We start from the raw sequence: 22,893 nt of genomic DNA, 5'->3' as shown, positions 1-22,893 counted from the left end.
CGTGCGCCTACCTTTGTCGGGGCGACGATGAGCGATCACGATCAGCCAACGTGTGCGCTGACCACCGCCATCGCCGGAACAGGGAACGCGGACGAGTCCTCGCCGGCGGATCCTGCCGCAGCGATGGATCTTGCGTCACTGTCGGCCGGCATGCAGTCGCAATACTGCCGGGGCTGAAGTCCGCGACCGGTGTGATCTGCGGAGGCGGGGCCGGGCAGTGGTTCACAAAGTGCGAAAGTCGAGCGTGAAGAACCGTGCAAGATCGCTGCGAAGCTGGAGAACCGTGCAAGATCTACCAGGCCAGCCGGGGCCGAATCCTCTGCAACCACGACATTCCAGCCCGGTGTCCCGGTCGCCTGCGTGACCGGTGCGACAGTCCGAAGAAAGGGAAGGCCGGCCGGGCGCGAAATCATCGGCATGGCAGAGGAATTGACCGCGGATACCGCGAAAGCCTTGACGAGCCTTCCAATACCGGTCCTTTCGGCGGTCCGGCCCCGCTGTCTACGTCGACATCTTCGCCAGGTCTTTCGACGATCCGGTGTCGCCGTCTGTCCGGTCCCTGATTCCGGGTTGCGTCGGCCCCAGGGGACGGCCCTACCGTCGTTCTCGTGCTGGTGAGATTGCTGGGACCTTTCGAGGTGGACGGCGAGGACGGTCCGATCGTCCTCGCCGGCGCCTCCCAGCGCGTCATCCTGGCCGCCCTCGCCCTCAGCGCCGGCCGGCCCGTCGCCCTGTCTGCGCTGGTCGACGCCCTGTGGCCGGAGTCGCCACCGGCGTCGGCCCGCAACAGTCTCCAGTCACACGTGGCCCGCCTGCGTTCCCGCCTGGCCGCCCCGGGCCGGATCACCCTCGTCCCGGCCGGCTACTGCCTCGACCTGCCCCGCTCCCACGTCGACGCCCTCCACCTCGAAGATCTCGCCCGCGATCCGTCCGGTGCCGCCGAGGCGGTCACGCTGTGGCGCGGTGATCCGCTGCCAGAGTTCCCCGGCGAGCCGTTCCGGTCCGCCGCCGCCCGCCTGACCAGCCTGTACCGGACGGTGCTGGTCCACCACGCCACGTCTCTCGACGCTGTCTCGGCCGTCACCGCGCTCCAGCCGGCGGCTGACGTGGACCCCTGTTGGGAGGACGGCGCGGTCGCCCTCGCCACAGCGCTGACCGCCGCCGGCCGCCGGGGCGACGCCTTGGAGGTGTTGCGCCGGCACTCCGACGCGGTCATCGACCGCCTGGGCCTGGACCCTTCCGCCCGAGTGCGCCAGACCCAGCTGACGATCCTCCGCCCACCCCTCCCCGATTCCACGCCGCCAGCCATCCCCCTTCCCGCTGCCGTGCCGCCGTCCGGGCCGCCGGCCATCTTCCCTCCCGTTGCCGCGTCGTCGTCCGCGCCGCCGGCTGGCCCCCTTTCCGCTGCCGCGCCGTCGTCCGCGCCTCCGGCCATGCCCCTTCCTGCTGCCGCGTCGTCGTCCGTGCCTCCGGCCGGCCCCCTTTCTGCTGCCGGGCCTTCGGCCGCCCCTGCGGCGCCGGTCGCGCCTTTCTCCGATCGCACGGTGGCGGTCGGGCCTCTGCCTGCCTCCGTTCCGCCGGCCACGGCTCTGCCAGCGCCCGTGCTGCCGTATGCGCCTCTGCCCGCCTCTGCGGTGCCGGTCGTGCCTTTCTTCGACCGCACAGCGCCCGTCGTGCCCTTGCCCGGCCTCGTGACGTCGCCCGCGGCCCTCGCCGGCCCGTCACCTCGCGCCGCCGCCGGCTCGGGTGTGCCGCTGCGGTTCTCCTCGTTTCTCGGGCGGGCCGAGGAGCAGCAACGGCTCGCGGCTCTGCTGGCCGTGCCGGGCCTGGTCAGCGTCGTCGGGCCGGGCGGGGTGGGTAAGACGCGGCTGGTGGCGGAGACGGTCCGGGCGGCGGCCGGGGTCGCCTGGGTGGATGCCGCCGGGGTTCGTGAAGAGGACCTGGTCGAGGCGCTCGCCGTCGGTGTGGGTGCCCGCGTCACGCCGAATGACGACCCGTTCACGGTGATCGCCGCGGCGGCCGCCCGGCACCGGATAGTGGTGCTGGACAACTGTGAGCACGTGCTCGCGACGGCGGCCGGGCTGGCGGCGGCGCTGCGCGGCGTCCGGCTGGTGGTCACCAGCCAGGAGAGTCTCCGGGTGGATGGCGAGCAGGTGCTCCGGCTCGGGCCGTTGAGTGTCGATTCGGGCCGGCGGCTGTTCTGCGAACGGGCCGGTGCGCCGCAGTCGGAGATGGTCGGCGAGATCGTCGACCGACTCGACCTGCTGCCGCTGGCGATCGAACTCGCCGCGACCCAGGCGGCGGCGCTCGGGGTGGCCGAGTTGCACGCCCGCCTCGACGACCGGCTCGACCTGCTGAACCGAGGTAGTCGCGGCGCCGACCCCCGGCACCGGACGCTGCGGGCCGTCGTGGCGTGGTCGTTCGGCCTGCTCGACGAGCCGTCGGCCGGCCTGCTGCGAAGACTGGCCGTCTTCGCCGGAACATTCACGGTTGCCGCAGCTGAGGCAGTAGCCGCAGCCGAAGTCGCCGGCGCCGGAGCGGTTGCGGGGGCGGGTGGTGTCGGAGGGGTGGCTGATCTGCCACGGGCGCAGGTCGCGGCGCTGCTGGCCGGGCTGGTGGATCGGTCGCTCGTGGTTCGGGACGGCCCTGGGCGGTTCCGGCTGTTGGAGACCGTTCGGGCGTACGCGTCGGAGAATCCGGGCGCTGACCGGGCGGTGACCGAGGCGCGGCACGCCGAGGCGATGACCGCCGCCGCAGTCGATCTCGACAGGCGGATGCGTGGGCCGGATCAGGCCGCCGCGGTGCGGGAGTTCGACGGTCTGCTGCCCGACCTGCGGCTCGCGTTCGCGCGGGGCAGGCCGGCCGTCCGGGTGCGGCTGGCCGCCGCCATGTACCGCTACGGCTACCGCTGCCAGCAGTACGAGGTGCTGGCCTGGGGCCGCGCCGCCCTGGCCGGCCCGCCGCACCCGGACGCGTTCGCCGCCGCGGCCACCCACGCCTGGGGCCGTGGCGACCTGGCCGAGGCCCGTGACCTGGCCGGGCGGGCCGAGCCACCCGGGGCGCCCGCGCACGAGGTGCTCGGTGATGTGGCCCTGGTGGCGTGCGAGGCGGAGACGGCGCTCGCGCACTACCGGGCGATGGGCGGCGACCCGGTGCACCGGGTGTCCGGGCTGGTCGGGGAGGCGCTGGTGCTGGCCTGGTCGGGGCGGGTGACGGAGGCGACAGCAGCGGCCGGTGAGGCGGTGGTGCTGGCCGACGCGACGGGCAATCCGAGCGCGCGGGCCGAGGCGCGGTATGGGCTGGGCGAGGCGCTCGGCGACACCGACCCGGTGCGGGCGCTGGCGTTGCTGGCCGAGGCGGTCGAGTTGGCCGTGCCGGTGGACGACAGGCTGTTCCAGGCGGCGGCCGGGACGGCGGCGGTGGCGGTGCGCAGCCGGCACGGCGAGCCGGGTCCGGCGCTGGCCGAGTTCCGGGAGGTGCTGCGCCTGTGGCGGCGGGCCGGCAACGACACCCTGCACACGGCCGCGCTGCGTAATCTGCTGGTGCTGCTGGCCCGGGTCGGTGCGGACGAGGCGGCGGCCCAGCTGGACGGGGCGCTCCCGGAGGCCGCGATGTACCCGGCGGAGGCGGCCCGGCTGCGGCGCGCCCGGGAGGCGGTGGCCGAGCGGCTCGGCCCGGAGCGGGTGGCCGCTCTCCGCAGGCACGGTGAGCTGCTCGGACCGGCCCGGGCGACCGAGGCGGCGGCCCGAGCCATCGACGTGGCGCTCGCCCAGGGGTGTGGTTGACAGGCCGCTCGTCGCGCGGGTCGATACGGTAAGCGGGTGTCTCAGATCCCGTGGTGGGGACTGCCCCTGGTGGCGGTCGTGTTCGCACTCGCCGGTGCCGCGGCGGCGCATTTCGTCTTCACCCGTAACAACGCCCTGCTGACCCGGGCCCGCCGTGACCGGCAGTGGTATGACGAGCGCAAGGAGGCCTACATCCGGCTGCTTGCCGCGTTCGAGCACGCCACACACCGGCTGCGGACGAGTTTCGACGCCGGTGAGAAACCGCCGGCGGCGCTCGTCTACGTGGACCAGGTCAGCCCGGCGCTGATGCCGGTTCGCCTGCTGGCTTCCGGGCCGGTGCGGAGCGCGGCGCTGGCCGTACACCTGCAATTGGAGCGTTTGCACGGTGAGATGAATCCGGCCGGGGTGATCGGGGTGCAGCCGCAGACCCACTTCCGGGAGTTGCTGGCGCAGGTGCCGTTGGTGATGCAGCAGTTCGAGGCGGCGATCCGGGACGAGCTGGGGATCGTGGAGACGCCGCCGAAGGCGTCGCTGAACGGGCGGGCCAAACTGCGTGGTACGTCCGAGCTCACTGATCAGAACTGAGACGCCCTCTTTCTGCAAACGTTTGCATCGGGCACTATCGAGGCCGTGACCGATCAACTCGCACCCGATCCCGTGTCCGCCGCCATCGCTGAGAGCGGGCTCGTCGCCGTCCTGCGCGCGCCGACCGCCGACGGTTTCTCCGCGGTGGCCGACGTCCTGGTCGCCGCCGGTGTCACCGCGCTGGAGGTGACCCTGACCTCGAAGGGCGCGCTGGAGGCGATCTCCGGCCTGCGGCGGCAGCTGCCCGACACCGTGGTGATCGGCGCGGGCACCATCCTCACCGAGGAGGACGCGAAGGCGGCCGTCGGCGCAGGCGCCACGTTCCTGGTGTCGCCGGTCGGGGGTCTCGGCCCGCAGCCGGTGCCGTACTACCCGGGCGCGTTCAGCCCTTCCGAGGTGTTTGCGGCGCACCGGGCCGGCGCCCCGCTGATCAAGCTGTTCCCGGCCGGCGGGCTCGGCCCCGGGTACCTCAAGGATCTGCGCGGACCGCTGCCGGACGTGAAGATCATGCCGACCGGCGGCATCGGCCTGGACGACATCGCGAAATGGCTGAGCGCCGGCGCGGTCGCGGTGGGTGTCGGCGGGCCGCTGATCGGCGACGCCGCCACCGGTGGCAGCCTCACCGCCCTGGCCGCCCGGGCCCGGCACGCGGCCGACGCCGTGGCCTACGCCCGCTCATGACCGGCCTGCTCACCCTCGGCGAGGCGATGGGGATCTTCGTCGCCGACGGCATCGGCCCCCTCGACCGGGCCCGCGGTTTCACCCTGGGCGTCGCCGGGGCGGAGAGCAACGTGGCGATCGGCGTGGCCCGGCTCGGCGGGGCCGCGACCTGGCTGGGCCGGCTCGGCCCGGACGCGACAGGCGCGCTGATCGCGGCCCGGATGCGCGCCGCGGGCGTACGCGTCCTGGCCGTCCCCGACGAGGCGCACACCGGCCTGATGATCCGCTACCAGCGGTCGAGCCGGTTCATCCAGGCCGACTACCACCGGGCCGGCAGCGCGGGCTCCCGCCTGACCCCGGCCGACGTGCCCCGCGCGGAGATCACCGCGGCCGGGATCGTGCACGTCACGGGCATCACCCCGGCGCTGAGCGACACCTGCCGGGCGGCGGTGTTCCACGCTGTCGAGGAGGCCCGCGCGGCCGGGGTGCCGGTGTCGGTGGACGTCAACTACCGGGGCAAGCTGTGGTCGGTGTACGACGCCGCCCCGGTGCTGCGTGACCTGGTGTCCCGAGCCGACGTGGTGTTCGCCTCCCCGGAGGAGGCGGCCCTGTTCGTGGACCCCGACGACCCGGCCGACGGTTTGGCGAAACTGGGCCCGGCCGAGGTGATCGTGAAGGACGGGGCGCGGGGCTGTGTGGCCCTGATCGACGGGGAACGGCACGCGGTCCCGGCGCTGACGGTGACCGCGGTCGACACAGTCGGGGCCGGGGACGCGTTCGTGGCCGGTTATCTGGCCGACCGGCTGGCCGGGGCGGACGCGGACCGGCGACTGCGCACGGCGATCGCGGCCGGCGCGTTCGCGGTCACCGTCCCGGGTGATTGTGAGGGCCTGCCCGACCGCGCTGAGCTGGGCGCACTCTCCGGCGGCGACATCGTCCGCTGAATCGTGGGTTAGGTCGCGGAAGGAGCGGGTACCGGTTTCACAACGGCGAATTCATCGATCTGAGGAGGCCGTTATGCAACCGACGCCGTTCACACCGTGGACGTGGCGGGAGCCGTCGCCGCTGGGCAGTGACCCGGTGACCGCGGAAGCCGCCGAGGAGTACGGGACGACCGGCGTGGACCTGGTCGGCTACAAGGTCGAGGCCACCGATGGGCACATCGGCTCGATCGACAAGGCCAGCTACGACGTGGGCAGCTCGTTCCTGGTGGTCGACACCGGGCCGTGGATCTTCGGGTCGAAGGTTCTCCTTCCGGCCGGCACGGTCCAGACGTTCGACCACGACGAGCGGAAGGTGTACGTGGACCGTACGAAGGAGCAGATCAAGAGCTCTCCGGAGTACGACAAGGAGACCTTCGAGACGCCGGAGTACCGGGAGCAGGTCGGCGACTACTACACAGGTAGTTACCGCGACTACCCTCGCTGATCCTCGCCTGAAACCGCCGCCCCGCCCGTAACCCCCACGGGCGGGGCGGCGTGCGTGTCCAGGTAGTCCGACAGCCGGGCCGACCCGGTGAGCATGGCCCGCCCGCGTGCGGTGAGCCGCTGCCGCCACTGCGCGATCGAGGCGGCCAGCGGCCCGGGGCCACCGGCGGCGCGGACCTGTTCGATCACTGTGGCGATGTGCCCGAGCAGGTAGCCGCCCCGACGCAGCAGATGGGCCAGCTCGGCGTCCCGGACGTCGTCGGGGGAGTAGACCCGGGCGGTGCGTGACCGGGCTGGCGCCAGAATCCCGGCCCGCTCCCATTTGCGCAGCGTGGCCGGGGTGACCCCGAGCCGGTGGGCGAGCGTCCCGACGGAGACCGGCCGGTCCGGGAGATGACCCGGCGCCGGCGTCTCGACCAGGGCGGCGGCGACCGCGGTCACGGTGTCCCGGTCGCGGCGCAACTGCACGTGGGCGGCGTCGATCACGGCGAGCGCGGCGTCCAGATCGGCACGGAGCACCGCTCGCATGATCTCGCCGGCGGCCGGGTAGCCGTACCCCGGAAGAAGCCCGAGATAGGCGGCGAGCGCGCCGGCATGGTCGTCGGTGTAGATCCGGTAGCCGCTCGCCGTGCGCCCGGCCGGCGGGATCACCCCGGCCTCCTCGTAGTTGCGCACCGCCTGCGCGGACAGCCCGTGCGCCCGCGCCAGATCCACCGGCCGGTGAACCCCGTTTTGAGACTTCAGCAGGATCTCCCCAGTTCGCTTCACCGAAAGCTTCAACCGCAGGTTCAACGATACGGTTGAGGTCATGGCTTTCGACACCGAGCTGCGATCCCTGATCTCCGCGCGCCGCCCGCTCCTGTTCGGCCTGGGCGAGCCCTACCACGGCGAACCTGCCTTCGCCGGCCTCCGCAACCGGATCCTCGAGACCCTGGCCGGCGAGGGCTTCCGCTCGATCGCGATCGAGTCGGACCGGGCCGCCGCGCTCGCCGTCGACGACTACGTGCAGAGCCGCACCGACGACCTCGACCTGGCCACCGGCATCAGCCACGGCTGGGGCGCCCACCCGGCCACCCGCGATCTGATCGACTGGCTGCGCGCCCACAACGCGGCCCGCCCCGCGGCGGAACGCATCACGTTCCACGGCTTCGACGCCCCGACCGAGATCGAAGCCGCCCCGAGCCCCGCCTCCTACCTGCGGAGACTCCGCGACTACCTGGGCGTCGAGGCGCCCGGGATCGACGACCTGGCCGGCGACGACAGCCGCTGGACGGCCCCGGAGATCATGTATGACGCGACGCGATCGCCCGGCCGGTCACCGGAGGCTGCCGCGCTGCGAGGACTCGCGGAGGATTTAAATTCCATTTTGTACGGCCACGCGCCCCGCCTCGTCCAGGAGACCTCCCCGCGCGCCTGGCGACACGCGAAGGTGCTGGCGTCGACGGCGATCGGGCTGCTCACGTACCACGCGGCGATGGCTGCCCCGGGCACCCAGTCGGAGCGGGTCGCCGGCCTGCTCCAGGCCCGGGACGCGCTGATGGCCCAGAACCTGCTCGACATCGTGGCCACCGAGCGGGACCGTGGCCCGGTCCTGGTCGCCGCGCACAACACGCACCTCCAGCGCGGCCCGAGCCGGTGGGAGACCCACTGGGAGGGGGTCGACTACGCGGCCGAGTGGTCCGGGGCCGGGGCGATCGTGTCCACCCTGCTCGGCGACCGCTACGTGTTCGTGGCCGGCAGCCTCGGCGCCAGCGCGCAGGTCGGCCTGGACGCGCTGCAGCCGGGCACCTATGAGGAACGGCTCGGCCCGGAAACCGGCGTCTTCCCGCCTCCGGCCGGTGATGACCTGCGGGAACGCACCCACGAGTTACTCGGGCACTTCGCGCTGGAGGCCGGGATCGTGACTGCCTCCGACGCGATCCTGCACATCGGGTACGGGCCGGGCGCTGCCGTGGCCGCACGGATCAGTGGCCTGCCGGGCGTGACCGAGACCCGCATCGACTCCGGTTCCGACATGCCGCCGTACACCTGGGGTGATCGTTTCTTCTTCGCCGGCGAGGACCGGATGCGCCCGTTCGCGACGATCGTCGGGCACGACATCCCGGACTTCGACGAGCGGTCCGCGCTCTCCGCCGACGGCCGGCACCGCCTCAACATCGAGGTCGGCCGGGACGAGTTCCGCAACCTGTTCGGCTACGGCCCGGAGGAGTTCGCCGCCCACCAGGAGAAGATCGACTTCGCCGAGCCGGACCGGCTCCTGCCGCACCCGGCCTACGCGGTGCAGGGCTGGGCCTGCGTGGTGAACCCCGGCCCGGCCACCGCCGACGAGGTGACCCGCTTGCTGGACCGGGCCCGCAAACGGTCGGCGGCCCGGCAGCGGTGAGCTGACCGGATCGTTCCGGTGCCGGGCGTGATGGTGTCTTCTGCGCCCGGCGCCGGCGGCGTTGGATCGAGGTATGACAAACGCACTCGTCGTGATCGACGTCCAGGAGTCCTTCCGTGCCCGTCCGCTCTGGGCGACGACCGACAACCCCGACGTGGCCAAGAAGGTGGGTCAGCTCGTGGACGCCGCCCGCGCCGCCGGTGACCAGGTGATCTGGGTGGTCCACTCGGAACCCGGAACCGGCGGTGTCTTCGACCCGGCCAGCGGATACGTGCGGGTGATGGCGGAGCTGTCCCCGGCCGCCGACGAGCCGCTGCTGACCAAGACCGTGCACAACGCGTTCACCACGACCAACCTTCAGCACCTGCTCACGGTGGCCGGGGTCCGCTCGATCACGGTGTGCGGGCTACGGACCGAACAGTGCGTGGAGACCACCGCCCGGGTCGCCTCCGACCTGGGTTATGAGGTGACGTTCGCGATCGACGCGACCGCCACCAACCCGATCCCGCACCCGTCCGCCCCGGCCGGCCAGACCGTCGAGGAGTTGCTGGCCGATCCCCGTACGCTGTCAGCGGCGGACGTGTCGGCCCGCACCGTCTACGCCTTGTCCGGCCGCTTCGCCACGATAAAGACAGTCACCGAGATCATCGGCAACTGACCGCCCCGCCGCCCGCCCCCTTCCGTCGGTCTTGTGGATTTCACCAGATCGGGACGAGCTGTCTGGAGGTTGACCGGATCGTGAGCCGGGTGCTGTTCGTGCTGACGCCGCAGGTGCACCTGCTCGACCTCGCCGGCCCGGCGCAGGTGTTCTCCACCGCGCCGGGCTACCGGCTGCACTACGTGGCCGAGGCGTCGCCGGTGCCGACCTGGCAGGGCGTCCCGCTCTGCGCCGAACTGGAGTGGCCCACCCTGGACCCCGGCGACCTGCTGCTGGTCCCGGGCTGGCGCAGTGGCTACGGCTTCTTCACCCCGGCCACTCTGGACCGGATCGCCGCCCACCACGCCGCCGGCGGCACCGTGGCCAGCGTCTGTGCCGGCGCGGACGCTCTGGGCCGGGCCGGTCTGCTCGACGGCCGCCGCTGCACCACCCACCACGACCTGCAGGACGCGTTCGCCCGCCGGTTCCCGAAGGCGACGGTGACCCGTGACGTTCTCTACGTCTGTGACGACCGGGTGGTCACGTCGGCCGGCATCGCCAGCGGCATCGACCTGGCCCTGCACCTGGTCGCCCAGCGGCACGGCCCGGCGACCGCGGCCCGGGTGGCCCGGGAGATGGTCGTCTACGCCCGCCGCAACGGCGACGAACAGCAGAACAGCGCCATGCTCCGGCACCGCGCCCACCTCAGTGACGTGGTGCACCGGGTACAGGACCGGATTGACGCGGACTTCGCCGCGCCACTGCCGCTGGCCGACCTGGCCGCCGGCGCCGGAGTCAGCGAACGCACCCTGACCAGGCTGTTCAGCGCCGCGACCGGCCGCACCCCGCTCCGCTACCAGCAGCTGCTGCGGGTCGAGCGAGCCGAATACCTGATCGGCCACGGCTCGACCACCGAGTCCGCCGCCCGAACCGTCGGTTTCACCGACGCCCGGATGCTCCGCCGCCTACGCTCCCGCTGACCCGGCGCCGCCCAAGACCGCGAGCCGTCGCCCACAGCGGTTCTGGACGGGCGATTCCCGTGTTGGGCGACGGCCGATGCCGCCCGGAGGCCGTCGGCCGTCGCTGGGCGCGGTTATGCGGGGGTGATTCCCCTGTTGGGCGACGGCTGGGTCGGTCTGGAGACCGTCAGCCGTCGCTCAGCGCGGGAATCGCCCCCGCATAACCGCTGTGGGCGACGGCTCGCGGTCTTGGGCCGCATTCGGCCCGGCGCGTGCGCACGATCCGGACCGGCGACTGCCCGTTCCGGAATGGCACGTGACTCTGCGTAGGTCGTACAAAATAAACGGCCGGGCCCGTCTGGCACCGGGCCCGGCCGTTTTAATGGTGGTTCGCGCTCACGCGGGGGGATAGCGATGGGGGGTCGCTCCGCGGAACAGCGAACCGATTACTTGTAGGTCACATTGGCGGTGGTGAACTTGCAATTCGTGCCGTCACCACCGGTGCTGGCCTTGTAGGTGGCGACCTTGGTGGGTTCGGCGCCGGTCTTGTTGCCCTTGTAGGTGACGCAGATCGAGATCTTCTTGCTGCTGTCGCCGATGATCGTGATCCCGGAGAACGTGGCGGTGTCGCCGAAGTTCGAGTTGATCCCGACCAGGCTCGAGCCCGGGGCGGTGACCTCGATGTTCTTCAGGACGACGGCCCGCTTGTACTGGGTGGAGCAGTTGCCGCAGGAGCGGTAGAGCTTGCCGAAGTCGCTGACCGCGAACCCGCTGATGGTGAGCGTGCCGCCGCCGTTGTGCTGGAACACCTTGTCGTCGGCGCCCTTCGCGCCACCGCCGGTGACCGTGTACTTGGCGCTGGAGCCGCCCTTGAAGGTGGCCGCGTCCTCGCCGACGTTCTCCCACCACACGTTGGAGATGGTGCAGGAGCCGAGGCAGTGCACGCCGTCCGCGGCCGGGGAGCCGATGATGACGTTCTTCAGGGTCGCGCCGTCGGCCAGGGTGAACATCGGGTCCTGGCCCTCGTCCTGGTCGTCGGTGCCGAGCGCGCCGCTGCCGACGTAGCGCTTGAGGCCGCCGTCGAGGGTGCCGGAGACCGCCTTGGTCGCGGTCAGTTTCACCGTGCCGGTCGCGGACGGCCAGGTCGCGGCGGAAGCGCCCTGCGTGTAGACGACTGCGCCGAGGCCCAGTCCGAGCGCGGTGATCGCCACTACTCCGGCACGCCACCGCTTCCGCAGATTCTTGAACACGATCGGCCTTTCCAAGGGGGGATATCGGGGGAACGGGATAAATGCTGACCCCCATTACCAACCCCTGTCAACTCGCTTAATCAATAAATTAACCGGCGAATTGAAAATGGATGGAGAAATGCATTCCACTGATTAAGTGTGCGCCTGCGGCGGAAAGGTTGCCTGTAATTTTGGGCTACCGTCCGGTCACGGAACGTCGATATCGAAATCGTCGGCGACGTCACCGACCGGCACCACCCGGACCTCGTTCGCACGCAGGTAGTCGCGGGCGCCCCGGTCCCCGGTCGCGGACGCCGACACCCCGGCCCAGTGGTCGCGGCCGAGCAGCACCGGATGGCCGCGCCGTTCGCCGTAGCCGCCCATCACCAGGGCGGCGGGATCGGCGTGGGCCAGGATCCGGCGGACCGCCTCGGCCGACACCCCGGGCATGTCGACCAGCAGCACCACGGCCGCCGTCGCGCCGGTGCCGGCCAGCGCGGCCAGCCCGGTCCGCAGCGACGAGCCCATCCCGGTCGCCCAGTCCGGGTTGACCACGGTGGCCGGCAGGTCCGGCGCGGCGGCCCGCACCTCGTCGGCGGCCGCGCCGAGCACCACCGTCACCGATCCGCAACCCGCCTCGTGCAGCGTGGCCGCGGCCCGCTGCACGAGGAGCCGGCCCTGGTACGGGACCAGCGCCTTCGGCATGCCATAGCGCCGGCCCGCCCCGGCCGCCAGCACCAGCCCCGCGGTGGTCACCGTGACCGCTCCGGACCCCGGCCGGCGGACTGCGGCAGCGCCAGGCCCCGGACCGCGGCGAGCGGCAGCGCCGTCCGAGGGTGGTACGCGGTGCGCCACAGCCCGCCGTGCGCCGCCGCGACCGCCTCGTCCTCCCAGGCGGCCGGCGCCGCCGAACGCGGCTTGCGGATCTGGTGCACCAGCAGCAGCGCCATCAGCCGGCTCGCCGTCTCCGGCTCGAAGATCTCCACGTCGAACAGATGAGCGCCGGCATAGGCGGCGGCGAGCAGACGGTTGCTGATCACTGATCGGGTACGCGTAGGCGGCGCCACCGCGAAGCTGACCACCCCGTCGCGCCGGGTGAGCGTGGACCGCCACCGGTGGATGCGCTTGGCCAGCGCGTAGTTCGGCCCCTGCTGCGGGACGAGACTGTCGTTGATCCCGGGCGCCGCGTCGTGCACGTAGTTGGGGCGCAGCAGCCGGCCCCCGGACACGACGGCTCCCACTCTGGCCCGGCCCGAGCGGGCGGAGTATCGCGCACGGGAGTGGGTGACCGCCGCTGCCGGGGTCGCGTAGACGTCGGTCGGCGTGGCCAGGAACGCCAGCGCCGTGTCGTGTCGGTGCTGCCGCAGGTGCGTGCCGAGCGCGTCGACGGCCGCGGCGAGCAGCGGGTACGCGCCACCCGGGGCGTACACGTAGTTGCCCAGGATCAGCCGCCCGTCGAAGCCGAGCACCCACTGCGCCACCGCGCCGAGGTCACCGAGCAGGTCGGCGCCGGGGGTCGGGCCGCCGGCCGGGGCGAGCAGCCGCCCGGCCGTCACCTTCTGCTGCACCCGCTGCCACAGGTCCTCCCGGGGCAGGTCGAGGGCGAGGACCGTGCCGCCCCAGCCGAGGAACGACGCGACCGGTCCCATCTCGGTGCCGGCCCCGGCCGCGACCAGGGTCTGATCGCTGAGGTCGAGCCAGCCCGGCGACCCGGCGACCTCACGGACCGCATCGGCACACGACTCCTCGATCACCCCGCCGGCCACCCAGGCGTCCAGCCGGCGCAGCAGGGCGTCACCGCGCAGCAGCTCGCCCCGGTACGGCAGGACGACCTCGGTCTCCGGTCGCGCGTCGCCCTTGACCTCGACCGTCTCCAGGGGACGTTCCGGCGCCGCCAGCAGGGCCTGGGCCAGGGTGAACTCGCCGTCGTCGCGCCGGAACCGGATCCGGGCCTGCACCGAGGCCAGCCCGGCGTCGGCGATCACGTAACCGGCCCGGCCGTCGTCGGCGAGGCCGGCCTCCACCAGGGCTTTGAAGTGGCGCAGGTAGCCGCGCCGCCAGTCGGTCTCGCGCTCGGCGGCCGCCGCGGCGGCCGGGTCCACGCTGCGCAGGGCGTCGGCGACCACGGTCCGGCCGAACGCCGTGCTGGAACGTCGTCCGGTGTCGTCGGAGGGGAAGTTGATCAGGGGGGCGGTGTGATCCACCGGGCCAGTATCACTGCCTCCTACCAGAGGAGGAGAAGCCCTCCTTCGTCCGGCCGTCGATGCGGCCCCCGGACGGACGATTCCGGCGCCGGGACGGGCGAACGTAAGCCCATGACCACCATCGATTCGCTCACCGCGGGAAGCCTGCCCGCCCTGCGCAGCCCGGCCCGCTGGAACCGGCCGTTGCTCTGGCTGACCGCCGCGTCGGCGGTGCTGGCCGTCGTCTCCCTGGGCGGGATCCTCTTCGACGACCGGATCCTCACCGGCGTCCCGATCTGGCTCAAGCCGTTCAAGTTCGCCGTCTCGTTCGTGTTCTACGCCTGGACCCTGGCCTGGATCCTGGCGATCCTGCCCCGCCGCAGCCGTGTCGCCGAACGGGCCGGCGTCGTCATCCTCGGTGTGGCGGTCGTCGAGCTGGCGATCATCGTGACCCAGGTGATCCGCGGGACGACCAGCCACTACAACGTGAGCACGCCGCTCAACGAGACGCTCTGGAACCTCATGGGCCCGTCGATCATGGTGCTCTTCTTCGCGCAGGTGGTGATCGCGGTGGTCGCGCTGCGGCAGCGGATCCCGGACCGGCCGGCCGCGTTCGCGATCCGTCTCGGCCTGGGCATCTCGCTGCTCGGCATGGCGATCGCGTTCATCATGACCTCGCAGGTGACCGACAGCGGGCTGATCGGGGCGCACTCGGTCGGCGTACCCGACGGCGGGCCGTCGATGCCGGTCACCGGATGGAGCACCACCGGCGGCGATCTGCGGATCAGCCATTTCGTCGGGCTGCACGCGTTGCAGGCGATTCCGCTGCTCGCCTTCGGCCTCGCCCGGTGGACCCGCTTCGCCGACACGGTACGGGCCCGGCTTGTGCTGATCGGCGGGAGCGCGTACGCCGTACTCGTGCTGCTTCTGACCTGGCAGGCGCTGCGTGCGCAACCGCTGCTGAAACCGGACGGGCTCACCCTCGCCGCGTTCGCCGCCGTGGCGGCCGTGACCGCCGTCGCGAGCACCGCCGCGATCCGGAGCCGGGCGTGACCGAGACCCTGTTCGATCTGACGTTCCTGCTGGCCGCGCCCTTCTGGGCGCTGATGATCCTGCTGCCGAAATGGTCGTGGACCACCCGGATCGTGCGCAGCCCGCTGATCGTTCTGCCGATCGTGGCCATCTACGCGGCGCTGATCGTCCCGGACTTCGGAGACGTCTGGGCGAGTGTGTCGAACCCGACCCTGGACGGGGTGGCCGAGTTGCTCGGCGCCCCGGCCGGGGCGGCCGCCGGATGGGCCCACATGATCGCCTTCGACCTGTTCGTCGGCCGCTGGTCCTACCTGGACAGCCGGGAACGGGGGATCCCGGTGCTGCTGATGGCCCCGATCCTGTTCCTCACCATCATGCTCGGGCCGCTCGGGCTGGCCGCCTACCTCGCCGTGCGACCCCGCTGGCCCGAACGCCTAGGCTGACCGCTATGAGCTGGGCGAGCCGCCTCTTCAACGCGCGGGAGACGCTTCCGCGGATGATTCTGCTCATCCTCAGCGGGGTGGCGTACCTGCTGGTGGTCTGCGGCACCCAGACGCCGCCGACCGGGCCGCAGTGGGTGCTCGCGGTGCTGGCGTTCGCGTCCGGGTTGCTGCTGCACCGGCGGCAGCCGATCAACCTGCTGGTGCAGACCGTGCTGTTCGGGATCGCGCTGGCCGTCCTCGAGGACTCGACCATCAACCAGGTCGGCACCGCGTGGGCGCTGGGGGAGCTGGCCTTCTGGGCGCCCCGGTTCGTGTGGGTCGTCGCCGGCGCCGGGCTGGTCACCGTGGTCTATCTGATTCTCGGCCTGCCCGGTTCGGGGGTCAGCGTGACCGAGGCGATGGTCGGGCTCGGCACGAGCCTGGGGCTGCCGATCCTGCTCGGCGTGGTCGGCCGGACCACCCACGAGCTCGGCCTCCAGGCCACCCGCCGGGCCGAGTCGGAGCAGCGTGCGGCCCGTGCCGACGAGCGCGCCGCGATCGCCCGGGAGTTGCACGACGTGGTCGCCCACCACATCGCCTCGGTGGTGCTGCGGGTCGGTGTGGCCCGGCACGTCCTTCCGGACCTCGACCCGAAGGTGACCGCCGTCTTCGACGACGTTCACCGGACGGGGACGGAGGCGTTGAGCGATCTGCGGCAGTTGGTTGCGGTTCTCCGAGACCCGGATGGGGTACGCGGGGACGCCGCCCTGACCGCGATCGAACCGTCCGCCCTGCCCGCCGCGCTGGCCGGCGCCGTGGAGAAGGCCCGCCTGGCCGGGGTGATCGTGGAGGCGGAGATCGACCCGGCGATCGGCTCGCTGGACGCGGTGCGCGGCCTGGCCGTGCTCCGCCTCACCCAGGAGGCGCTGACGAACGTGGCCAAGCACGCCGGCCCGGCCGCCACGGCCGCGTTGCGGGTGGCCCGGTCCGGTTCCGATGTGGAGTGGGCGGTGCGTGACGACGGTGGCGCGCCGGCCGGCCCGCGGGACGTCCCGCTGGGCGGCGGTCACGGGATCACCGGCATGCGGGAGCGGGTCGAGGTGCTGGGCGGGACCCTCACCGCCGGCCCGGAGGGGAAGGGATGGCGTGTGAGCACGGTGCTGCCGGGATGATCCGGGTGCTGCTCGTGGACGACCAGCAGCTGATCCGGGCCGGGTTGCGGATGCTCTGCGACGCCGAGCCCGGCATGGAGGTGGTCGGTGAGGCGGGGGACGGACGGGCCGCGGTCGAGCTGGCCGCCCGGCTGCTGCCCGACGTGATCGTGATGGACCTGCGGATGCCCGGTGTCGACGGGATCACCGCGACCAGCCGGATCGTCGCGGCCCGGCCGTCGGCCCGGGTGCTGGTGCTCACCACGTTCGGCGACGACGACCACCTCTACCCGGCGCTCCAGTCCGGCGCGTGCGGGTTCCTGCTCAAGGACGCGCCGCCGGAGGAGTTGCTGCACGGCATCCGGCAGGCGGCGACCGGGGAGAGCCCGTTCAGTCAGGACGTGCTGCGCCGGCTGGTCCGCCGCGCGGTCGACGCCCGGCCCGAGCCCCGCGGCCGGGTCGACGGCCTGACCGCCCGTGAGCAGGAGGTGCTCGGGCTGGTCGGCGAGGGATTGAGCAACACCGAGATCGCCGAGCGGATGCACATCGGCGTGACCACGGTGAAGACCCACATCACCGCACTGATGACCAAGACCGGGAGCCCCAATCGGGTACGCCTGGCCCTGCTCGCTCATCAGACCTGACTTCTCAACGCTTCTCTCAAGGCGGGCGCCCGGCGACGCTTTTCTCAAGGCGGGCGCCCGGCGACCGATCACCCCGGGCATGCGTAAGTGGATCGCCGCGGCGGTGGCCGCCTCCGTCATCGTGTCCCCGGTACCGGCGCACGCTGCCGCCGAGGAGCCGACCGGCCGTTACATCGTCACGTTGCGGGATGGCGCGCCCGACCTGCTCGCCGGCCGTCTGCTGCGTGAGTTCCGCAGTTTCCGCGGCTACGTCACCGAGCTGACCGCCACCCAGGCGCGCCGGCTGGCCGCCGACCCGGCGGTCCGGCACGTCGAGGCGGACCGCAAGGTCGCGCTCACCGGCACCCAGAAGAACCCGGCCTGGGGCCTGGACCGCATCGACCAGCGTGGGAAGTCGCTCTCCAAGACCTACCGGCCGTCCGCCGACGGTGACTCGGTGCACGCCTACGTCATCGACACCGGCATCCGGACCACCCACAAGCAGTTCGGCGGGCGGGCCGTCTCCGGCTACGACTTCGTCGGCGACGACTCGAACGCCGACGACTGCAACGGCCACGGCACGCACGTCGCCGGCACGATCGGCGGATCCACGTACGGGGTGGCCAAGAAGGTGAAGCTGGTCGGGGTCCGGGTGCTGGACTGCGACGGCGAGGGCTACATCTCGCACATCGTCGACGGCATCGATTGGGTGACCCAGAACGCCGACCTGCCGGCGGTGGCCAACATGAGCCTGGGCGGCGGCTACAGCCCGGCGCTCGACTGGGCCGTCGAGGAGTCGATCGCGGCCGGCATCACCTACGTGGTGGCGGCCGGCAACGAGGACACCGACGCGCGGCTGAGCAGCCCGGCGGACGTGCCGGAGGCGATCACCGTCGCGGCGTCCGACAGCAAGGACCGGCGTGCGTCGTTCTCCAACTACGGAGGCGGGGTGGATCTCTTCGCACCGGGCGTCGGCATCAAGTCGTCGGTTTCCACCAGCGACACCGCGACAGCCAAATACAGCGGTACGTCGATGGCGTCACCGCACGTGGCCGGGGCGGCCGCGCTGCTCCTGGACGCCAACCCGGCCCTGACTCCGGCGCAGGTGCAGGCCAAGCTGATCGCGAACGCGACGAAGGGCAAGGTCACCGACCGCGCCGGCACACCGAACCGGCTCCTGTTCGTGCCGGCGCCGCCCAAGGCCCCGGTGATCGCGACCGGCCAGACCCCGCAGGCCGGGGTGGGCGTGCCCTACTCGACGAAGCTGGCGCTGACCGCCGGCCGCCGGGGCAGCTGGAAGCTCGACTCCGGCGCCCTTCCGGCGGGTCTCTCGCTCTCCTCGTCCGGGGTGATCTCCGGCACGCCCGAGGTGGCGGGCCGGTACACGGTGACCGTCCGGTTCACCGACTACGTGCCGCAGGCGGTGACGAAGCGGGTGGTGATCCCGGTGGCCGCCGACCTGCCGGTGATCCAGACCGAGGTGCTGCCCGACCTGATCAACGATGTCGAGTTCGAGCAGCAGTTCGAACTCGCCGACAGCCGCGACGGCGTCTGGACGCTGGAGTCCGGTGAGTTGCCGGCCGGGCTGAGCCTGTCGATGGACGGCCTGCTGAGCGGCCTGTCGACCAGCCCGGCGGGCGCCACCTACACCTTCACCATCCGGTTCACCGATGTGTGGCACCAGGCGGCCAGCCGGACGTACACGCTGACCGCACGCTGACGCCGCTTCATCGACGCGTGCACCAGTCGCACACGCTGACGCCGCTTCACGGACGTGGCACCAGTCGCACACGCTGACGCCGTTTCACCGACGTGGCGCCAGGCGTACCCGCTGACGCCGTGAATACGCCGTCGCCCTCACCAGTCGAGGGCGGCGGCGTATTTCTGTGCGACGGCGGTGGACTCCGGCAGATCGCTCTCCAGCACCGGAAGGCCCGGCCGGACCACGATGGCGCCCAGCTCGACCAGCAGTTGACGCAGCAGCGTCTCGGCGGCGGTGGCCTGTGGAGCGACGCCGGCGGTGACCACCGGGACGGCCAGCTTGCCGGCCAGGGCCTGCGCCGGGAGCTGGTCGAGCAGCACCTTGAGCACGCCGGTGTAGCTGCCCTTGTAGGTGGGGGTGGCGACGACCAGCAGGTTGGCCTCGCTGATCACGGCGACGGCGGCCCGGGTGGCCTCGTCGCCGGGGGTGAGCAGGCCGGCGCCGAGCGAGCCGACCTCGACGACGTGCGGCTGCGGGGAGCCGAGCTGCTCGGCGATGGCCTCGCCGACCGCAACGGCCAGCGTCGACGTCCTGGATCCGGCCCGGGGGTTGCCGGACACCACCACAATTCCCGTCATGTCGGTGCGACCTCTCTGGAGTGCCGGCCGAGGACCCGGCGCGTGAGCCATATCCTAGTTAGCCGATAGGGAATTGTCATCACGGAGGATATGATGCCTGCCACTGCCTATCTAACTGATAGGAAATGTATCCTTGCCCCACCCACCGTGAAGGAGTAAGCCGTGTCCGCTCTCGCTGTCGCCCACCCGCACGCCACGTACCCTCGCCCGGTCCTGCTACGGCCGGTGCCCGATCCGCCGCCGGAGCAGCAAGTGGACGATGACCAGGCCCCCGTCACCCTGACGATCAGCATCGCGGGCGGGGCCGGTGGCCGGGAGCGGGTCCTCGCCGCGCTGCGTGAGCTGGTGGACGCGGCCGGTGCGGCCACCGCGGTCGAGCTGGACGGCGTGTCCGCGGTGCCGGCGGCCGGCGGTGCCGCAGAGATCCGTCTCGACCCGCGGGCGCGTACCGCGTTCCGTGGCGGCCGGCTGCTCGAGCTCAGCCGCCTGGAGTACGACCTGCTCCTGTTTCTGGCCCGGCACCCGCGTCAGGTGTTCAGCCGTTCGCAGCTGCTCACCCACGTCTGGGGGCACCGGCACACCACCAACCGCACGGTCGACGTGCACGTCAGCCGCCTGCGGACCAAACTCGACGACCCGGAGCTGATCACCACGGTGTACGGCCTCGGCTACCGGCTCGCCGACGACGCCCCGATCGTCGTCGTCGAGCGGTAAGCAGGCCGTTCACGTGTGTCGATGTAGCCGTCGCGCCGGCCGGTGACCCGAGGTCACCGGCCGGTTGCGTTTCATCCGGCTTCATCCCGAACGGGTAATAGGTTCGCGATATGCAAGGGTTGTTTCTGCTGTTCAGAGCCTTGTTGATCGCCGTTCGGTGATCGTTCACACGTCTTGCCAGTTGATAGAGAGATTTAAATACTTGCGAGCACGCGGTACGTCGGATCGGGCGTACCGGCCCCTACCCGTTCCCCCTGGGAGGAATCGTGCTCAACCCGAAGCTTCGCCGACCGATCGTCGGCCTTGCCGTGGGCATCCTCGTCGGAAGCGGACTCGCCGCCACCCCCGCCGCGGCCGCTCCGATCGCTGACCCGACCGCCCTCGCCAACACCCTCGACGCCCGGCTCGGCGCCCGTGACGCCGGCTCCTACATCGACTCCGCCGGCCGCCTCGTCGTCAACGTGACCGACGCCGCGACCGCCGCCGAGGTGAAGGCCACCGGCGCCACCGCGCGCTACGTCGCCCGCAGCGGGGCCACGCTGGCCGCCGCCGACGAGAGCCTCAAGGTCAACCTGAAGACCCCGGGCACCGCGTTCGCCGTCGACCCGGTCACCAACCAGGTCGTCGTCTCGGTGGACGAGAGCATCACCGGCGCCAAGCTCGCCGCGGTCGAGGCGACCGTCGCCAAGCTCGGTGACGCCGCCCGCATCGAGAGCGTCCCCGGCAAGCTCAGCCTCCGCATCTCCGGTGGCGACGCGATCTACGCGCCCAGCGGCGGCCGTTGCTCGCTCGGCTTCAACGTCCGCAACAGCGCCGGCACGAACTACTTCCTGACCGCCGGCCACTGCACCAACATCTCGTCGACCTGGACCAACGGCTCGGTCACGCTCGGCACCCGGGCCGGCTCCAGCTTCCCGGGCAACGACTACGGCATCGTCCGCTACACCAACACGACGATCACCAAGACCGGCGGCGTCGGCACCTCGGTCGACATCACCTCGGCGGCCACCCCGGCCGTCGGCGCGACCGTCACCCGCCGTGGCTCCACCACCGGCACCCGCTCCGGCCGGGTCACCGCGCTCAACAGCACGGTGAACTACGCCGAGGGCTCGGTCTCCGGCCTGATCCGCACCACCGTCTGCGCCGAGCCCGGCGACAGCGGCGGCTCGCTCTACTCCGGCACCACCGCGCACGGCCTGACCTCGGGCGGCAGTGGCAACTGCACCAGCGGTGGCGTCACCTACTTCCAGCCGGTCGTCGAGGCCTTGAGCGTGTACGGCGTCTCGGTCTTCTGACACACACCTGCGGCCCGGCGGTGACGCCCACTCCGTGAGCTCTCCGAACAGGGCCGGGCCGATACGGACACCCGCCCCCGATCCACTTGATCGGGGGCGGGTGTCGTGTATCACAATCGATGAATGACCACAGTGAACAACAGCCGCAAGGTGCACCGGGGTGCCAAGGCGCCGGGCTGTCCCGTCCGGGTCGGCGACGACGGCGTCTGGCACATCCAGGACTACGCCACCGCACGGCAGTTCCTGCGGCACACCGACACCCGGCAGGCCGGTCTCGGCATCGAGAACGCGCTGCGCCACCAGCACCGGATGCGGCTCCCGATGCTCTACCGGGACGGGCCGGAACACCGCGAACAGCGGCGCCAGACCGCCCGCTACTTCACCCCGAAACGGGTCGAATCGGCCTATCAGGACCTCATGCACCGGCTCGCCGACCAGCAGTGCGAGGTGCTGCGCCGGCGTGGGGCGGCCGACCTGTCGGCGCTCTCCTTCCAGCTCGCCGTCGCGGTCGCCGCCGAAGTGGTCGGACTCACCGAGAGCGGACCCGGGATGCCCCAGCGGCTCGACAGGTTCTTCGCCATCCCCGACCCGGACGCGCGCGGGCTGTCGGCGGTCCGGCAGAAGGCGTTCAACAACTTCGTCCTGCTGTCGTTCCTCTGGCGGGACGTCCGCCCGGCCGTCGCCGCCCGCCGCCGCAACCGCCGCGACGACCTGATCTCGCACCTGATCGACGAGGGATGCAGCCTGCCCGAGATCTTCGGCGAGTGCGTCACGTTCGCGGCCGCCGGCATGGTCACCACCCGCGAGTTCATCACCGTCGCGGCCTGGCACCTGCTCACCGACGAGACGCTGCGCACGCAGTACACCACCGGCGACGCGGCCGGCCGGGTCGCCGTCCTGCACGAGATCCTGCGGCTCGAACCCGTCGTGGGCGACCTGCTCCGATGGACCACCGCCGACGTCGCGCTCGGTGACGTGGCCATCCCGTCCGGCGCCCGCGTCGAGGTGGGAGTGGCCGCGGCCAACCTGGACCCGGCCGAGGCCGGCGGCCAGCCCGGCGCGGTCTGCCCCGGCCGCCCGGTCGGTCCGGGCCTCTCCTTCGGCGACGGCGCACACAAGTGCCCGGGCGCCCACATCGCGATCCAGGAGGCCGACATCTTCCTCGGCAAGTTGTTCGCGATGCCCGGCCTCCGAATGATCCAGGAACCCACCGTGACGATCCGCCCCGACATAGCCTCCTACGAGATAAAGGGCCTGATCCTCGCCGCCTAGCCCCTCCGCAACCCACCCCACCCCACCCCGGCTCCCGACCAGGACCGCCGAGCCCACGAGCCGTCGCTGACCATGGGAATGCGGGCGTTTTGACCGTGGTGGGGACTGTCAAGAAAACGGTGTAACTCGATGTTGGTGAAGGTCAGTTGCGGCCTGCGGTGAGGCGTCCTTCGAAAGCGAGGTCGAAGGCGTTGAG

The 22,893-nt window shown here is 71.9% G+C and carries 21 protein-coding genes; 16 read left to right on the top strand and 5 right to left on the bottom strand.

Annotation, left to right across the window (positions count from 1 at the left end):
* The first annotated feature begins 608 nt into the window (after positions 1-608).
* From AB0E94_RS13290 to AB0E94_RS13270, 5 genes are all read left to right on the top strand, one after another.
* Positions 609-3,785 carry a BTAD domain-containing putative transcriptional regulator gene (locus AB0E94_RS13290; protein WP_360325880.1) on the top strand — a complete coding sequence of 1,059 codons (3,177 nt, stop codon included), beginning with the start codon at positions 609-611 and terminating at the stop codon, positions 3,783-3,785.
* Positions 3,786-3,821: 36 nt separating this feature from the next.
* Positions 3,822-4,370, top strand: coding sequence for a hypothetical protein (locus AB0E94_RS13285; protein WP_360325878.1), 549 nt, complete (start codon positions 3,822-3,824; stop codon positions 4,368-4,370).
* A 45-nt stretch (positions 4,371-4,415) separates the two neighbouring features.
* A complete protein-coding gene (locus AB0E94_RS13280) occupies positions 4,416-5,051 on the top strand; it encodes a bifunctional 4-hydroxy-2-oxoglutarate aldolase/2-dehydro-3-deoxy-phosphogluconate aldolase (RefSeq protein WP_360325876.1) in 636 nt (211 codons plus the stop codon).
* Entirely contained in the window at positions 5,048-5,974 is a 927-nt protein-coding gene (locus tag AB0E94_RS13275) for a sugar kinase (RefSeq protein ID WP_360325875.1), read from the top strand. The genes AB0E94_RS13280 and AB0E94_RS13275 overlap by 4 nt, the downstream gene beginning before the upstream one ends.
* Positions 5,975-6,047: 73 nt before the next feature.
* The gene (locus tag AB0E94_RS13270) at positions 6,048-6,458 is read left to right on the top strand and encodes a PRC-barrel domain-containing protein (RefSeq protein ID WP_360325873.1); all 411 of its coding nucleotides are present in this window, start codon (positions 6,048-6,050) and stop codon (positions 6,456-6,458) included.
* Here AB0E94_RS13270 and AB0E94_RS13265 read toward each other — a convergent pair.
* Positions 6,446-7,207 carry a MerR family transcriptional regulator gene (locus AB0E94_RS13265; protein WP_360326101.1) on the bottom strand — a complete coding sequence of 254 codons (762 nt, stop codon included), beginning with the start codon at positions 7,205-7,207 and terminating at the stop codon, positions 6,446-6,448. The two genes, AB0E94_RS13270 and AB0E94_RS13265, sit on opposite strands and share 13 nt — an antisense overlap.
* A 58-nt stretch (positions 7,208-7,265) precedes the next feature.
* Between AB0E94_RS13265 and AB0E94_RS13260 the strand changes: the two genes are divergently transcribed.
* The 3 genes from AB0E94_RS13260 to AB0E94_RS13250 all read left to right on the top strand — a co-directional run bounded on the left by AB0E94_RS13260 (position 7,266) and on the right by AB0E94_RS13250 (position 10,457).
* Positions 7,266-8,840, top strand: a complete 1,575-nt coding sequence (locus AB0E94_RS13260) for a DUF6194 family protein (protein WP_360325871.1) — start codon at positions 7,266-7,268, stop codon at positions 8,838-8,840.
* A gap of 73 nt (positions 8,841-8,913) precedes the next feature.
* Complete coding sequence (locus tag AB0E94_RS13255; RefSeq protein ID WP_360325870.1) at positions 8,914-9,498, top strand: isochorismatase family protein; 585 nt, start codon at positions 8,914-8,916, stop codon at positions 9,496-9,498.
* An 80-nt stretch (positions 9,499-9,578) separates the two neighbouring features.
* Positions 9,579-10,457: a DJ-1/PfpI family protein gene (locus tag AB0E94_RS13250; protein ID WP_360325868.1), complete on the top strand. Its 879-nt coding sequence runs from the start codon at positions 9,579-9,581 to the stop codon at positions 10,455-10,457.
* Positions 10,458-10,882: 425 nt separating this feature from the next.
* Here the strand turns inward: AB0E94_RS13250 and AB0E94_RS13245 are convergent, their stop codons facing one another.
* The 3 genes from AB0E94_RS13245 to AB0E94_RS13235 form a co-directional block, all read right to left on the bottom strand.
* The gene (locus tag AB0E94_RS13245; RefSeq protein ID WP_360325867.1) at positions 10,883-11,686 is read right to left on the bottom strand and encodes a pectate lyase; all 804 of its coding nucleotides are present in this window, start codon (positions 11,684-11,686) and stop codon (positions 10,883-10,885) included.
* A 186-nt stretch (positions 11,687-11,872) separates the two neighbouring features.
* Entirely contained in the window at positions 11,873-12,421 is a 549-nt protein-coding gene (locus AB0E94_RS13240; RefSeq protein WP_360325865.1) for a nucleotidyltransferase family protein, read from the bottom strand.
* Positions 12,418-13,869, bottom strand: a complete 1,452-nt coding sequence (locus AB0E94_RS13235) for a hypothetical protein (RefSeq protein ID WP_360325863.1) — start codon at positions 13,867-13,869, stop codon at positions 12,418-12,420. The genes AB0E94_RS13240 and AB0E94_RS13235 overlap by 4 nt, the downstream gene beginning before the upstream one ends.
* A 111-nt stretch (positions 13,870-13,980) precedes the next feature.
* Here AB0E94_RS13235 and AB0E94_RS13230 point away from each other — a divergent pair, with 111 nt between their 5' ends.
* The 5 genes from AB0E94_RS13230 to AB0E94_RS13210 all read left to right on the top strand — a co-directional run bounded on the left by AB0E94_RS13230 (position 13,981) and on the right by AB0E94_RS13210 (position 18,796).
* Positions 13,981-14,901 carry a hypothetical protein gene (locus AB0E94_RS13230; protein ID WP_360325861.1) on the top strand — a complete coding sequence of 307 codons (921 nt, stop codon included), beginning with the start codon at positions 13,981-13,983 and terminating at the stop codon, positions 14,899-14,901.
* The gene (locus AB0E94_RS13225) at positions 14,898-15,323 is read left to right on the top strand and encodes an ABA4-like family protein (RefSeq protein ID WP_360325859.1); all 426 of its coding nucleotides are present in this window, start codon (positions 14,898-14,900) and stop codon (positions 15,321-15,323) included. The genes AB0E94_RS13230 and AB0E94_RS13225 overlap by 4 nt, the downstream gene beginning before the upstream one ends.
* A gap of 5 nt (positions 15,324-15,328) precedes the next feature.
* Positions 15,329-16,474: a histidine kinase gene (locus tag AB0E94_RS13220; protein ID WP_360325857.1), complete on the top strand. Its 1,146-nt coding sequence runs from the start codon at positions 15,329-15,331 to the stop codon at positions 16,472-16,474.
* Entirely contained in the window at positions 16,471-17,097 is a 627-nt protein-coding gene (locus AB0E94_RS13215; RefSeq protein WP_360325856.1) for a response regulator transcription factor, read from the top strand. Before AB0E94_RS13220 ends, AB0E94_RS13215 begins: the two co-directional genes overlap by 4 nt.
* 79 nt (positions 17,098-17,176) lie before the next feature.
* Positions 17,177-18,796 (top strand): S8 family serine peptidase, encoded by a 1,620-nt coding sequence (locus AB0E94_RS13210; RefSeq protein WP_360325854.1) that lies wholly within the window; start codon positions 17,177-17,179, stop codon positions 18,794-18,796.
* A 137-nt stretch (positions 18,797-18,933) separates the two neighbouring features.
* On the opposite strand, the gene AB0E94_RS13205 is transcribed toward AB0E94_RS13210, so the two are convergent.
* The gene (locus tag AB0E94_RS13205) at positions 18,934-19,416 is read right to left on the bottom strand and encodes an NAD(P)H-dependent oxidoreductase (protein WP_360325852.1); all 483 of its coding nucleotides are present in this window, start codon (positions 19,414-19,416) and stop codon (positions 18,934-18,936) included.
* 162 nt (positions 19,417-19,578) lie between these two features.
* On the opposite strand from AB0E94_RS13205, the gene AB0E94_RS13200 reads away from it, so the two are divergent.
* The 3 genes from AB0E94_RS13200 to AB0E94_RS13190 all read left to right on the top strand — a co-directional run bounded on the left by AB0E94_RS13200 (position 19,579) and on the right by AB0E94_RS13190 (position 22,697).
* Positions 19,579-20,130: a winged helix-turn-helix domain-containing protein gene (locus tag AB0E94_RS13200; RefSeq protein ID WP_360325851.1), complete on the top strand. Its 552-nt coding sequence runs from the start codon at positions 19,579-19,581 to the stop codon at positions 20,128-20,130.
* Between the two features lie 266 nt (positions 20,131-20,396).
* Positions 20,397-21,425 (top strand): S1 family peptidase, encoded by a 1,029-nt coding sequence (locus tag AB0E94_RS13195; RefSeq protein WP_360325849.1) that lies wholly within the window; start codon positions 20,397-20,399, stop codon positions 21,423-21,425.
* 123 nt (positions 21,426-21,548) lie between these two features.
* Positions 21,549-22,697, top strand: a complete 1,149-nt coding sequence (locus tag AB0E94_RS13190; RefSeq protein WP_360325847.1) for a cytochrome P450 — start codon at positions 21,549-21,551, stop codon at positions 22,695-22,697.
* Positions 22,698-22,893: the final 196 nt, after the last annotated feature.

The organism is Actinoplanes sp. NPDC026670, from assembly GCF_040638175.1.
Classification (GTDB): Bacteria; Actinomycetota; Actinomycetes; order Mycobacteriales; family Micromonosporaceae; genus Actinoplanes.
This window is presented reverse-complemented; position numbering and strand designations above follow the sequence as displayed.

Excerpts from the sequence above, each read along its gene's own strand:
- AB0E94_RS13275 (WP_360325875.1), top strand. The coding sequence starts at position 5,048 with ATGACCGGCCTGCTCACCCTCGGCGAGGCGATGGGGATCTTCGTCGCC.
- AB0E94_RS13270 (WP_360325873.1), top strand. The coding sequence starts at position 6,048 with ATGCAACCGACGCCGTTCACACCGTGGACGTGGCGGGAGCCGTCGCCG.
- AB0E94_RS13260 (WP_360325871.1), top strand. The coding sequence starts at position 7,266 with ATGGCTTTCGACACCGAGCTGCGATCCCTGATCTCCGCGCGCCGCCCG.
- AB0E94_RS13255 (WP_360325870.1), top strand. The coding sequence starts at position 8,914 with ATGACAAACGCACTCGTCGTGATCGACGTCCAGGAGTCCTTCCGTGCC.
- AB0E94_RS13230 (WP_360325861.1), top strand. The coding sequence starts at position 13,981 with ATGACCACCATCGATTCGCTCACCGCGGGAAGCCTGCCCGCCCTGCGC.
- AB0E94_RS13220 (WP_360325857.1), top strand. The coding sequence starts at position 15,329 with ATGAGCTGGGCGAGCCGCCTCTTCAACGCGCGGGAGACGCTTCCGCGG.
- AB0E94_RS13215 (WP_360325856.1), top strand. The coding sequence starts at position 16,471 with ATGATCCGGGTGCTGCTCGTGGACGACCAGCAGCTGATCCGGGCCGGG.
- AB0E94_RS13210 (WP_360325854.1), top strand. The coding sequence starts at position 17,177 with ATGCGTAAGTGGATCGCCGCGGCGGTGGCCGCCTCCGTCATCGTGTCC.
- AB0E94_RS13205 (WP_360325852.1), bottom strand. The coding sequence starts at position 19,416 with ATGACGGGAATTGTGGTGGTGTCCGGCAACCCCCGGGCCGGATCCAGG.
- AB0E94_RS13190 (WP_360325847.1), top strand. The coding sequence starts at position 21,549 with ATGACCACAGTGAACAACAGCCGCAAGGTGCACCGGGGTGCCAAGGCG.